Source organism: Solibacillus sp. FSL R5-0449 (genome assembly GCF_037975215.1).
GTDB lineage: Bacteria > Bacillota > Bacilli > Bacillales_A > Planococcaceae > Solibacillus.
The window spans coordinates 3,550,072-3,563,321 of record NZ_CP150239.1 but is presented as its reverse complement, the minus strand read 5'-3'; the positions used below and the strand labels follow the sequence as shown (position 1 = coordinate 3,563,321).

The 13,250-nt window shown below is 38.7% G+C and carries 11 protein-coding genes; 6 read left to right on the top strand and 5 right to left on the bottom strand.

Annotation, left to right across the window (positions count from 1 at the left end; translation table 11 throughout):
* Nucleotides 1-4: 4 nt before the first annotated feature.
* From rbsC to MKY27_RS17830, 5 genes are read right to left on the bottom strand one after another with little or no spacing between them, the layout of a single operon-like run.
* Nucleotides 5-946: a ribose ABC transporter permease gene (gene rbsC / locus MKY27_RS17850; protein ID WP_339174556.1), complete on the bottom strand. Its 942-nt coding sequence runs from the start codon at nt 944-946 to the stop codon at nt 5-7.
* Nucleotides 933-2,429 carry a sugar ABC transporter ATP-binding protein gene (locus MKY27_RS17845; protein ID WP_339196718.1) on the bottom strand — a complete coding sequence of 499 codons (1,497 nt, stop codon included), beginning with the start codon at nt 2,427-2,429 and terminating at the stop codon, nt 933-935. The genes rbsC and MKY27_RS17845 overlap by 14 nt, the downstream gene beginning before the upstream one ends.
* Nucleotides 2,430-2,444: 15 nt before the next feature.
* A complete protein-coding gene (gene rbsD, locus MKY27_RS17840) occupies nt 2,445-2,834 on the bottom strand; it encodes a D-ribose pyranase (protein ID WP_339196716.1) in 390 nt (129 codons plus the stop codon).
* A complete protein-coding gene (gene rbsK / locus MKY27_RS17835; protein WP_339174552.1) occupies nt 2,831-3,709 on the bottom strand; it encodes a ribokinase in 879 nt (292 codons plus the stop codon). Before rbsK ends, rbsD begins: the two co-directional genes overlap by 4 nt.
* The gene (locus tag MKY27_RS17830) at nt 3,706-4,692 is read right to left on the bottom strand and encodes a LacI family DNA-binding transcriptional regulator (RefSeq protein ID WP_339196715.1); all 987 of its coding nucleotides are present in this window, start codon (nt 4,690-4,692) and stop codon (nt 3,706-3,708) included. The genes rbsK and MKY27_RS17830 overlap by 4 nt, the downstream gene beginning before the upstream one ends.
* Before the next feature lie 497 nt (nt 4,693-5,189).
* On the opposite strand from MKY27_RS17830, the gene MKY27_RS17825 reads away from it, so the two are divergent.
* The 6 genes from MKY27_RS17825 to MKY27_RS17800 all read left to right on the top strand — a co-directional run bounded on the left by MKY27_RS17825 (nt 5,190) and on the right by MKY27_RS17800 (nt 13,171).
* Nucleotides 5,190-6,137 carry a DUF2232 domain-containing protein gene (locus MKY27_RS17825; protein ID WP_339196713.1) on the top strand — a complete coding sequence of 316 codons (948 nt, stop codon included), beginning with the start codon at nt 5,190-5,192 and terminating at the stop codon, nt 6,135-6,137.
* Between the two features lie 13 nt (nt 6,138-6,150).
* The gene (locus tag MKY27_RS17820) at nt 6,151-8,127 is read left to right on the top strand and encodes a DHH family phosphoesterase (RefSeq protein WP_339174547.1); all 1,977 of its coding nucleotides are present in this window, start codon (nt 6,151-6,153) and stop codon (nt 8,125-8,127) included.
* The gene (rplI, locus tag MKY27_RS17815) at nt 8,124-8,570 is read left to right on the top strand and encodes a 50S ribosomal protein L9 (protein WP_339174546.1); all 447 of its coding nucleotides are present in this window, start codon (nt 8,124-8,126) and stop codon (nt 8,568-8,570) included. The genes MKY27_RS17820 and rplI overlap by 4 nt, the downstream gene beginning before the upstream one ends.
* Nucleotides 8,571-8,582: 12 nt before the next feature.
* Nucleotides 8,583-9,935 (top strand): replicative DNA helicase, encoded by a 1,353-nt coding sequence (gene dnaB, locus MKY27_RS17810; protein ID WP_079523573.1) that lies wholly within the window; start codon nt 8,583-8,585, stop codon nt 9,933-9,935.
* A 188-nt stretch (nt 9,936-10,123) separates the two neighbouring features.
* The gene (locus MKY27_RS17805) at nt 10,124-11,410 is read left to right on the top strand and encodes an adenylosuccinate synthase (protein WP_339174545.1); all 1,287 of its coding nucleotides are present in this window, start codon (nt 10,124-10,126) and stop codon (nt 11,408-11,410) included.
* 291 nt (nt 11,411-11,701) lie between these two features.
* Nucleotides 11,702-13,171: a M23 family metallopeptidase gene (locus tag MKY27_RS17800; protein ID WP_339196710.1), complete on the top strand. Its 1,470-nt coding sequence runs from the start codon at nt 11,702-11,704 to the stop codon at nt 13,169-13,171.
* Nucleotides 13,172-13,250 lie beyond the last annotated feature (79 nt).

Below are 13,250 nucleotides of genomic sequence, written 5' to 3'. Positions count from 1 at the left end.
CCTTTTACGCTGTTTTTTTACGGTCAATTAATACCGCGATTAAAATAACAATTCCCTTTACTACTTGCTGGAAGAATGAAGAAACACCGATTAAGTTCAATCCGTTATTCAACACACCGATTATCAAGGCACCTACTAATGTACCGAAAATCCAGCCTTTACCGCCTGTTAAGCTTGTCCCACCTAAAACAACTGCTGCAATTGCATCCAATTCATAAGATGTCCCGGCTGTTGGCTGTGCAGAGTTTAAACGTGAAGTTAAAATCAGCGCAGATAAAGCAGCTAACATACCTGTTAATGAATAAACTGCAATTTTTATACGATCGACATTGATTCCTGATAATTTAGAAGCCGCTTCATTGCCGCCTACTGCATAAACACGGCGACCGAATGTTGTTTTATGCATAATGACATATAACGCAATGAAAGCTAAAATCATTGTACATACCGGAACTGGGATACCGAAGAAATATCCTTTACCTAACATTTGGAATGTAATTTCATTTCCTAAGTCTGAAACCGGACGACCATCCGTATACACTAATGTTAAGCCACGGTATATTGTCATTGTTGCCAATGTTGCGATGAATGGTGCTACTTTTCCTTTTGCAATGATGACACCATTAATAGCGCCAAGAACGGCACCTAACAATAAGGCAGCCAGCATCGTTAATACAGGATCTATTCCTGAAGCAAGCATTGTGGCAGCTACTGCACCTGTAAGGGCCAATGTGGAGCCAACTGATAGATCGATGCCGCCGGTTAAAATAACAAAAGTCATACCAAATGCAATTAATGCACTAATCGATACTTGACGTAATATATTCAAAACATTATCTGTTGTCATAAAGCTTGGATTTAAAATCGTAATGACAATTACAATTAAAAATAATCCTAAAAGAGGACCTAGCTTTCCTAACATTTCTTTTGAGCTAGTTTTTAGCAATTTCTTCTCCTCCTGTTGCGTAATGCATAATAGTTTCTTGTGTTAAGTCAACATTGTCTAAAACAGCTGTTTGACGTCCTTCGTGCATAATCATGACACGGTCCGCCATACCTAGCACTTCCGTTAACTCTGAGGAAATCATTAAAATGGCAACACCTTCCTCGGCTAACTGATTCATAATCGAGTAGATTTCCTTTTTGGCACCGATATCAACACCGCGAGTAGGTTCGTCCAATATTAAAATATCCGGTTTTGTACTTAACCACTTTGCGATAACTACTTTTTGCTGATTACCGCCGCTTAGTGAACCGACAGCCTGTGTCGCATCACTGCAGCGAATATTTAGCTGCTCAATATATTTTGAAGCATGTATTTGCTCTTGTTGTGGTTGAATAAAGCCACTTTTTGCGATCGTTTTTAAATTAGTTAAAAACATATTTTCCTTAATTGAAAAATCGAGTACAAGACCTTCTGTTTTACGGTCTTCCGTCACAAATCCAATACCGTGTTTCATTGCCTGTATCGGGTTTTTAATCGATGCTTTTTTCCCGTGGATGTAAATATCACCTTTGGACTTTTTAAGGTTGCCGAAAATAGCCTGGGCTACTTCAGTACGGCCTGCTCCCATTAAACCGGCGAATGCCAGGATTTCTCCTTTTCGGATCTGGAAGTTAATATCTTTGCATAATGAAGGACATGTTAGCCCTTTTACTTCCAAAGCAACTTCGCCTATTTTTGCATTACGGCTAGGATAACGTTCACCAAGCTCACGTCCGACCATCATTTTAACGATTTCATCAAACGTTGTTTTTGGGATTTCACGGACCCCAACATACTCACCATCTCGTAAAATCGTAATACGATCACAAATTGCAAAAATCTCTTCCATACGATGTGAAATATAAACAAATGAAATACCTTTTGCTTTCAGTTCTCTGATCGTTTCAAAAAGAGTTTCAATTTCACGATCTGTAAGGGCGGCTGTCGGTTCATCCATTACGATATACTTTGCCTCTGAATTGATGGCTTTTGCAATTTCAATCAGCTGTTGTTTTCCGACTGATAGCGAACCGGCAGGCTGACGTACATCAATATGCAGACCGAGTTTTGCAAGCAGTGTCGTTGCTTCTTTATTCATTTCACGTATACGCAGGAAGCCTGTACGACCGACTGTTTTTTCTTTTCCTAAAAACAGGTTTTCCGCTACAGATAAATGCGGCAGAATGTTTAATTCCTGATGAATTACGTGAATGCCTAAGCTTTCAGCGTCTTTTGCTGAAGTAAATGTATACGACTGACCATCAACTAGCACATCACCGTTATCACGCGAGTAGATGCCGGCCAAAATTTTCATCATTGTTGACTTACCGGCACCATTTTCACCCATTAAGGCGTGAATTTCCCCGTCTAACAGGGTGAACTCAACATTGTTTAATACGACGTTGCCATTGAATGCTTTTCTTATGCTCTTCATTTCAATCATGTTCCGTCACCTACCTTAGAAAATTACGCCGCTTTGTAGCATGATATTGGCGTATGGTGTTATTTCGCCTGTACGAATAATGACCTTTGCTTCACTCGTCATCTTTTTAAACTGTTCGTGGGATATATATGTAACCGGTTCCACAATTTTCAATAAAGAGGAGTGGATAGGTTCGTTTGCAGTTACTATTTCTTCAGCTAAAAAACTGTGTTCCACTTTTAAATCTTCTAGAACAACTTCTAATATTGTCATAAATCCAGGTTCACCCAGTTTGTATGCTAAATCGATACATGTAACGCCTTCTGGAATCGGCAAGCCGCAATCAGCGATAACAATTTTATCTGTATGGCCTAAACGTGCAAATATACCGGCTAATTCGCGATTTAAAATGCCCTGTTTTTTCATTTTGCGCCTTCCTTTCGAGCAGTTACTTCTTCTAGTTTTGGCATACCACCTTGGGCTCCAAATTTTTCAACGGATAATGACGCTGCAATATTTGCAAAAAATACTGCTTCTTCAATTGACTGACCGTTTGTAATAGCATGTGCAAATGCACCGTTAAATGTATCACCGGCACCTGTTGTATCAACAGCTGTCGTTTTATATCCTTTTACATGAACATGTTTTGTTCCATTGAAGTAACGTGCACCATCTTCACCTAATGTTACGATTAACTGATTTGGATATTTTTCCAATGCTGCTTCAACATCGTTTCCGAAAAGTAAGGCACATTCAGTTTCGTTTGGTGTTAAGTATTTAATATACGGCATCCACTCAATGTTGAAATTTGCTGCCGGTGCAGGATTGAATAGTACGGGTACTTGAAGCTCTTTACATAATTTCAAGCTGTACTCAATCGTTTCTACTGGAATTTCAAGCTGCATAACAACTAACTGACTGTTTCCGATAACAGTTTTTGCTGCAGCAATTTCTTCTGGTGTTACTTTCGAGTTCGCACCGGGTACAACGACAATACGGTTGTCCGATTCGTGGAGTAAAATATTTGCAATACCTGTAGCACCAATTGTATTTATAACTAAGCTTGTATCTATATTTTCTTCATTCAGATTCGCACGCAGCTCCGTACCGAAGCTGTCTGTGCCGACAGCACCTAACATTTTAACTTGGCTGCCTAATCGTGCAGCAGCTACTGCCTGGTTCGCACCTTTACCGCCTGGAACTGTTGTGAATAAGCTTCCAAGAACAGTTTCCCCTTTTTTAGGGAATACATCCATTTGAACGACCAAGTCCATATTGATGCTTCCAATTACTGTGATCATTTTGCAGCTTCCTTTCTTGTCGTCCCTCGTACAATTAGTTGTGGATCTATATTTAATACTGTCTGTATGATTTCTTTGCCTTCAATCTGTTCAATTAACATTGTTGCAGCTGCAGTCCCCATTTTGTATAAGTCCTGACCAACCGTCGTTAATGGGGGTGATACCATTTCGCCAAGTGCAATACCATCAAAACCAACAATTTGCAGGTCTTCCGGTATGCGCTTCCCAAGCTTATGCGCAATATGGAGGGCAGCAATGGCTAATGTATCGCTGCTTGCAAAAATACCATCAATCTGCGGATTTGCTAATAGGGTCTGTTCAATCGTTTCAGCAGCAACTTTAAAATCAAATGGTGTTGTTATAATGATTGGCTCTAGTCCTTGTTTATCCGTTACTTCAAGAAACCCAATAAGTCGATCATCTGCAGTTTTTAAACCTTGCGGACCACGTATACATAGTAAATTTCCAGCCCCATTCGTAACTAAATACTCGGCCCCTATCCGGGCTCCTTTTTGGTTATCGGTTGCCACGGTCGGGATCGTTGCATCGATTATTCGGTCAAGTGCAACAATCGGCGTATTGATGGACATATAAACAGAAGGGTCCAGTAAGCTCGTTGCTACTATTAAGCCGGCCACATATGTTTGTGACAGGCGTTCCAAATATAACAATTCTTTATCTGTTTGGTCGTCTGAATTACAAAGAACAACTGTATAACCAAAAGACCATGCCATGTCTTCCACAGCACGAGCAAGTTCAGGGAAATATGGATTTTTTATATCTGGAACAATAAGACCAATAATATTGGATTGTTTTTTACTTAATGAACGTGCAACACTGCTTGGCTTATAATCCAGCTCAAGTATTGCCTGTTCAATACGTTCTGACGATTTTTTACTGACATAACCATTTTGGTTTAAGTAGCGTGATACTGTCGCCACAGAAAGATTTGCAACCTTAGCTACATCTTTAATGTTAACCATATCTCCGCCCCCTGAAACAAAATGTGTTACCGGTTACATAATATATGCTATACAATACGAATTGTCAACGAAATAAAGTACATAAAAGACAGAAAAAAGGCTTTTAATACGTAAAAACTAGTTATTCAAACAAAAAATACTCCATATTAAGTTATACTGAAAAAATCATAATGACATACTATTCATTTCTTTAACACTTTATATGATGGATTTCTAACCTATATATTGGTCATATGACAGTTTTTACATGTATTTATAGCTTTAGATTTAGGGGGATTTTTCAAAAGAGGAGAAGTTAAAAGGGTCTGTCGCAATGGATTGGTTTAATTCATTGTTCTTGTCGTAACGGTTATTTTGTTTGAACTTGCAAAAATGGTACAATAGGAAGGTGAGAAAAGTTGAAAGTAGACTGGCCGAAAAGCTGGCCAAAAGTAATAGCAAATTTTTAATATTCCTTGCATTATAGTCTTACGAACAACAGATAAGGAAGGTTCTCCATGCAAAATAATCAATCAAGAAAGCTGGCACAAGGTGCAATGATGATTGCGCTGTTCACTGTGCTGATGGCAATCGTATTTTATATTCCATTGGTGAATATTATCGCGGCGATTATTGCTCCATTACCGATGATTTGGTATAGCGCAAACTATAATCGGAAGTCATCGATTTTAGTCGCAGTGATTGCTGTATTAATTACTTTTTTTATTGGTGGACTGCTATTACTACCCGCTTCATTAATATTTGCGGCAGCAGGTGTAGCGATAGGGGATGCTATTTTTACTAAAAAAAGTAAAGTATTTATGTTTCTTTCAACAAGTATTGTCCTGCTGATCACATTTGCGATTCAGTATTTAATTTCATTGCGTTTGTTTGAAGTAGACTTTATTCGGGATTCTCTTGCGCTCATGAAGACGAGCTATATGGAATCGATTAAAATGACGGAAAGTTTGACTGGACAACCTGTGCCCAAAGAAACAATGGAAATGGCGAATACAATGTTAAATACGTTGGAAATGACAATACCGGCTTCCATTACATTTGCCATGTTATTTTTAACATTTATTATCATTACCGTTAACTTGCCGATTTTAAAGCGTTTAAAAGTAGACGTACCAAAGTTTGCGAAGTTTAGTGAATTACGTTTACCACGATCGGTATTATGGTATTACTTAATCGTTTTATCAGTGAATTTATTCGTTCGTCCAGAAGCCGATTCAACATTGGCTATTATTATGCTAAATATTTCAATGGTATTATGGGTATTATTAACAATACAAGGTATTTCTTTTATACATTTTGTCATTGATGCATTTGGTTATCCGAAGTTTATAAAAGTTTTAAGTACAATTTTAGCGATACCTCTCTATTCGATTGTTATTTTAGTAGGTATTGTTGATTTAGGCTTTAATGCACGTAATTACATTCGTGAAAAGAGTCAGAAATGAGGAGCTGATGGGAATGGGGATTTTTCGTAAAAGACCAATTCGATATCCACTATTAGTATTGTTTTTACTGGGTGCAGTAGCAGCTATCCTTATGATGATGTGGAATGTATGGGTGGGAATAGCCTTTATAGCTATTTATTCAATAGCAGCTTACTACACGGTAAAAGTTGAATTATTAACATATGTAGAAACGGAAAAGCATATTCAATCACTTTCCTACCGGATGGAGGATGTCGGAAAAGAGGCATTTCTTGAAATGCCGTTCGGAATCCTGATCTTGAATGATGAACTGACGGTGGAATGGGCAAACCCGTTTATGCTTCGCGTCCTGCAGCAGGAATCGCTAGTCGGATATGAACTTGAAATGATTTCAGAGGAACTGCCTCTACTAGTTAATCAAGACCAGAAAAATGAAACGGTCATTGCCATCAATGATCGGAAATATCATATTTACTATAAAGAAGAAGAAAAACTTTTCTATTTCTTTGATATTACAAAGCAAGTACAGATTGAAAAGCAATATATGGCGGACCGTACAGTACTCGCCATTCTATTTATCGATAACTATGATGAGCTTACATCAGGTATGGATGACCAGGCACGAAGCGTTACTAATACGATGATGACATCGATTATAAATGAATGGGCAGCACATTATGATATCTTTGTTAAAAGAATCGCATCGGACCGTTACATGGCTGTGTTAAATGAATCGATTTTATCAGAGCTTGAGCAGAAGCGTTTTTCAATTTTAGATGTAATCCGTGAACGAACTTTGATGCAGAAAAACCTATCATTAACATTAAGTATCGGTATTGGAGCAGGTTCTCAATCTCTTGTGGAGCTTGGACAGTTAGCACAGTCGGGACTTGACCTCGTTCTGGGCCGTGGTGGTGACCAAGTTGCGATTAAGCAGTCCAATGGTAAAATTCGCTTTTATGGCGGTAAAACAAACCCAGTTGAAAAGCGCACAAGAGTACGTGCCCGCGTAATATCACATGCACTGAGTGATTTAATTCAGGATAGCGACCGCGTTTTCGTAATGGGACATAAAAATCCGGACATGGACTCAATAGGAGCATGTGTCGGTGTACGTAAAATGGTTGCGATGAACGGAATTGAAGGGTCTGTCGTAGTTAATTTCGATGAAGTACGCGGAAGTGTAGACAGGTTAATGACCGAGTTGGAGGAAAAAACCGATTTTTACGATCGCTTTATCACACCGGACGAAGCGTTATCAAAAATCACTCCAAAATCACTCGTAGTTATTGTCGATACACATAAGCCGAGTATGGTCATTGATAGTCGCTTATTAAGCAGAACGGATAAGGTTGTTGTTATCGACCATCACCGTCGCGGGGAAGAATTTATCAATAATCCGACATTAGTATATATGGAGCCATATGCATCTTCTACAGCAGAACTCGTTACGGAGCTCCTGGAATACCAGCCTCAAAATGAAAAGTTGTTGCCGCTTGAAGCGACAGCCTTATTATCTGGTATTATTGTGGATACAAAAAGCTTTACATTAAGAACAGGTGCACGTACATTTGAAGCCGCTTCATATTTACGTACATTTGGTGCTGATACGGTGCTGATTCAACGTCTGTTAAAAGAAGATGTAGAAACATATGTCGCCCGTTCGAAAATTATTCAAACTGTTGAATTTCCGTTTGCAGGAATTGCGGTTGCACACGGTGAAGATTCAAAAGTATACGATTCAGTATTAATCGCACAAACGGCGGACATTTTACTCACAATGAAGGATGTCGGTGCCTCATTTGTCATTGCGCATCGTAATGATGGATTAATCGGCATTAGTGCCCGTTCATTGGGAGAAGTGAATGTCCAGCTCGTCATGGAAAAGCTTGGCGGTGGTGGTCATTTAACAAATGCCGCTACCCAAGTGGAAGCACAATCCATTGATGAAGTGAAAAAACTATTAAATGAAGCAATTAATGAAGTAGTCGAAGGGAGTAAAGAATCATGAAAGTAGTATTTTTAAAAGACGTAAAAGGTAAAGGCAAAAAAGGTGAAATTAAAGAAGTGGCAGAAGGTTATGCACGCAACTTCTTAATTAAAAACGGTTATGCAAAAGAAGCAAACAACCAGGCAATCAGCGAACTGCAAGGTCAAAAACGTCTAGAAGAAAAAAATGCTGCAGCAGAATTACAGGCAGCAAAAGATTTAAAAGAACAGTTAGAAGCAATTACAGTAGAAGTAAAAGCGAAATCAGGTGAAGGTGGTCGCCTATTCGGTTCAGTATCTACTAAGCAAATTGCAGATGCATTACAAAAGAAACATGGTTTTAAAGTAGACAAACGCAAAATGGATTGTAATGACGGACTTCGTTCATTAGGTTATGCCAATGTACCAGTGAAGTTACATCATGATGTAAAGGCTACTTTAAAGGTACATGTAATTGAAGAATAAGGAGCGACAACAATGAACGAATCCATGATGGACCGTGTTCCTCCACATAATAGTGAAGCGGAACAATCGGTCATTGGAGCCGTTTTCCTTGAACCGCAAGCTCTTATAACAGCATCTGAAATTGTGATTGCAGATGATTTTTATCATATTGCCCATCAAAAGATTTTCCAAACGATGCTGAACTTGAGCGATCAGGGAAAAGCAATTGATCTTGTCACTGTAACGGAAGAATTATCAGCAAAAAAAGAGCTTGAGGATATCGGCGGATTAAGCTATATTACGGAATTGGCGAGTGCTGTTCCGACAGCCGCCAATATCGCCCATTACGCAAAGATAGTTGAAGAAAAGGCGATTCTGCGTCGCCTTATTCGCGTTGCATCTAAAATTGCGGATGACGGGTATACGCGTGAAGATGAAGTAGAGGTTCTTTTAGCAGAAGCTGAAAAGAAAATGCTTGAAGTTTCGAACCGTAAAAATGCAGGCGACTTTAAGCACGTAAAAGATGTTCTCGTTCAAACATTTGATAATATTGAACAGCTCCAGTCACGTGACGGAGATGTAACTGGTATTCCAACTGGTTTCCGTGATTTGGACAAGATGACGGCCGGTTTCCAACGCAATGATTTAATTATTGTAGCTGCCCGTCCATCAGTTGGTAAAACAGCCTTTGCCCTCAATGTAGCCCAGAGTGTTGCTGTAAAGGCACGTGAAAATGTGGCCATCTTCTCACTTGAGATGGGCGCGGACCAACTTGTCATGCGTATGTTATGTGCAGAGGGAAATATTGATGCACAACGCTTGCGTACAGGTGCTTTAGAGACAGAGGACTGGAGTAAGCTGACGATGGCTATGGGAAGTTTATCGAATTCAGGTATTTATATCGATGACTCTCCGGGTGTGCGGATGACGGATATCCGTGCGAAATGCCGACGACTGGCTAAGGAAAGCGGTTTAGGGATGATCTTAATCGATTACTTGCAGCTTATTTTAGGTAGCGGTAAGCCAGGTGAAAACCGTCAGCAGGAAGTATCGGAAATTTCCCGTTCTTTAAAAGGTTTAGCGCGTGAACTAAAAGTGCCGGTAATTGCTCTATCGCAGCTGTCACGTGGTGTAGAGCAGCGTCAAGATAAACGGCCAATGATGAGTGACTTGCGTGAATCGGGTTCGATTGAGCAGGATGCCGATATCGTAGCCTTTTTATACCGTGATGATTACTACGATAAAGAATCGGAAAGTAAGGATATTATCGAAATCATTATTGCAAAACAGCGTAACGGTCCAACAGGTACGGTAAGTTTGGCTTTCCGTAAAGAGTATAATAAGTTCCTGAACTTAGAATTTACCCCCCCTCCTCGAGAGGAATGACACTTAAACACGAACATTCTACATTAGTTAAATGTGGATGTTCGTGTTTTTTATTGACATTTAGGATTTGAACTTGTTAAAATGTTCATGTTTCATCATTACGGAATTAAAAGGTAAATTCTTATGAATAAGAATGAAATACTTAATACATAATCATTAGGTGAATCATTCGTCGGAGGTGCATATAGATGACAGCTGTAGTTGTAGTAGGTACGCAATGGGGAGATGAAGGAAAAGGTAAAATTACGGATTTCCTTTCAAAAAGAGCAGATGCAATCGCACGTTATGCTGGTGGAGATAACGCGGGACATACAATTAAAATTGGTGAAGAGACATATAAATTGCATTTAATCCCCTCAGGAATTTTTTATCCGGATAAACTTTCGGTTATAGGAAATGGTGTAGTTCTTAATCCAAAGTCAATTGTAACGGAATTAAAAGGACTGCAAGCTAGAGGAATTGATACTTCCAATTTAAGAATTTCCAACCGTGCACATGTTATTTTGCCATATCATATTTATCAGGATATTGTAGAAGAAGAGGCACGTGGTGATGAAAAGATAGGAACGACAGCAAAAGGAATTGGTCCATGCTACCAAGATAAAGTTGCCCGAATCGGGATCCGTGTAGCAGATCTTTTAGATAAAGAAATATTTGAAAAAAAATTACGTGCAAATTTAACACTAAAAAATCGTTTATTTACGAAGTTTTATGAAGTAGAAGGCTTACAATTCGATGATATTTTTGAGGAATACTATGCATTTGGTCAAGAAATTGCCCAATATGTAACGGATACATCAAAAGTGCTGAATGATGTTATTGATGAAGGCGGCAAAGTCCTGTTTGAAGGTGCACAAGGAATTATGCTAGATGTCGATCAAGGAACATATCCATATGTAACATCTTCAAATCCAGTGGCAGGCGGTATAGCAATCGGATCAGGTGTAGGTCCAACAGCTGTAGAACGTGTTGTTGGTGTTTGTAAAGCATATACATCGCGTGTAGGAGACGGCCCATTCCCATCTGAACTTCATGATGAAATTGGTCAGCAGATTCGTGAAGTAGGCCGTGAGTATGGTACAACAACAGGCCGTCCACGTCGTGTTGGATGGTTTGACGCGGTTGTCGTTCGTCATTCGCGCCGAGTTTCAGGAATAACAGATCTTGCTTTAAACTCTATTGATGTATTATCAGGGCTTGAAACAGTTAAAATTTGTACAGCGTATGAATATAACGGCGAACAAATTACAGAATACCCGGCAAACCTGGAAATCATTGAACAATGTAAACCAGTCTATGAAGAACTACCAGGTTGGTCAGAAGATATTACAAACGTTCGTGCATTTGATGACCTACCTGAAAATGCAAAAAATTACGTACAGCGTATTGTTGAGCTTACAGGTATTTCATTGATGACTTTCTCAGTGGGTCCATCTCGTGAGCAAACAAATATCGTAAATGAAATCTGGAAATAATGAGTTTGAATTAGAAGAGTGTATTAAAAGTCTAGCCGGCTTTTAATACGCTTTTTTTTGTTAGTAAGAAAAACTATAAATGGATATAAAGTGGGGGTATGTACTAATTTACCTACTAAAAATGTAACATTCATTTAGAAAATAATACATTTACATTACAAAAAGACCGGAACGGTTCATTTGAAATGTGAAATATGCTACATTAGCAAAGTGTGTTTTTAGTCACCGCTCATTATTTTAATGAAAATACATCATTTTTATAGAACAGATCTAGTTGAAAGGAGCTTTATCATGAGTTCAAAAGGAAACAAGTTAGACTTAAAAAAATCAAATCTAAGTCTAATGAATCGTCATAATAGAAAATTTAAAATGGCTGCATTATTTGCCTTACTTGCTTCTACTGTGACATTCAATATAGGTTTCGCGAATGAAACAGATAAAGAAAAATTCGCTAAAGTTTTTCACGTTTATGTAGCTGATACATACGTAGGTTCTGTTGCAGATGAAGCAACAGTAAACGAGTTTGTCGAGAAAAAAGAGCAAGAGGCAAGCGAACAATATGAAGATTTAGTAATTGACGCAGGCGCCGATATCTCACTAATTCCAGAGCAAGTATTTACAGTCGATGCCAATGAAGAGCAGACGTTAAAAAACCTTCAAGAGGCAATAACTGTTCAGGCAAAAGCCTACTCACTAAAAGTGGGAGAAACAGTCGTTGCATCAGTGAAGGATAGAGAAGAGTTTGAAGCTGTAATTGACGGATTAAAGCTTCAATTTGTGACACAAAATGATTTAAAAGAATTGCAAAACAATGCATCTAAAGATTCTTTACCCGAATTACAAAAGGATGAAACACGTCTGGTAGATCTTACATTATCTACCCCAATTACCGGAGACGAAGTATTAGCCGAACCGGCAAATATTGTTTCTGCAAAACAAGCGGTTCAACTTTTGCAAACGGGTGCATTGGAGCAAGAAGTATATACTGTAAAAGCAGGAGATGTGTTAGGTTCAATTGCCAAAGCACATGATTTAACAACTGCTGAATTATTAGAGATCAACCCTAACCTTAAAGCGGATACGGTCCTGCAAATTGGTGAACAAGTCAATGTAACGGTTCAAAAACCATTTGTTACGGTCAAGGCAGTTTATGAGAAGAAAAGAGTAGAGGGAATCGACTTTGCGAAAATCGTCAAAGAAGATGCTACGATGCTTAAAGGTAAAAAAGTAGTGAAGCAAGAAGGCGAAAAGGGTAAAAAAGAAGTTTCATATTTAATTACAGAAGAGAATGGCGTCCGAACTGAAAGAATACAATCAGAGGAAAATGTAATATCAGAACCTGAAAATCGTATTGTTGTTGTCGGCACGAAGGTAGTTCCTTCTATTGGAACAGGTAATTTTGCTTGGCCGGCAGTCGGAGGTTATATATCAAGTAATATGGGAGAGCGTTGGGGCCGTTACCACTACGGAATTGATATTGCCCGACCATCAAATTACACGATTAAAGCTTCAGATAATGGTGTTGTCAAAACTGCAGGTAAGCATTCAACATATGGAAATTATGTAGTGATTAATCACAATAACGGCTTTGAAACGTTATATGCTCATTTATCTCGCATTGATGTAGAGGTAGGACAAGTCCTAGAACAAGGGTCCGCTTTAGGACAAATGGGTTCTACAGGCCGTTCAACTGGAACACATTTACATTTTGAAGTTCATAAAAACGGTAAAGAAGTAAATCCGTTATCATATTTAAATTGATTTTTAGCAGTCCAAAATAGAATTGGGCTGCTTTTTCTATAAAATGGTCTCCATATTATTTAGGTGGATAAAATTCAAA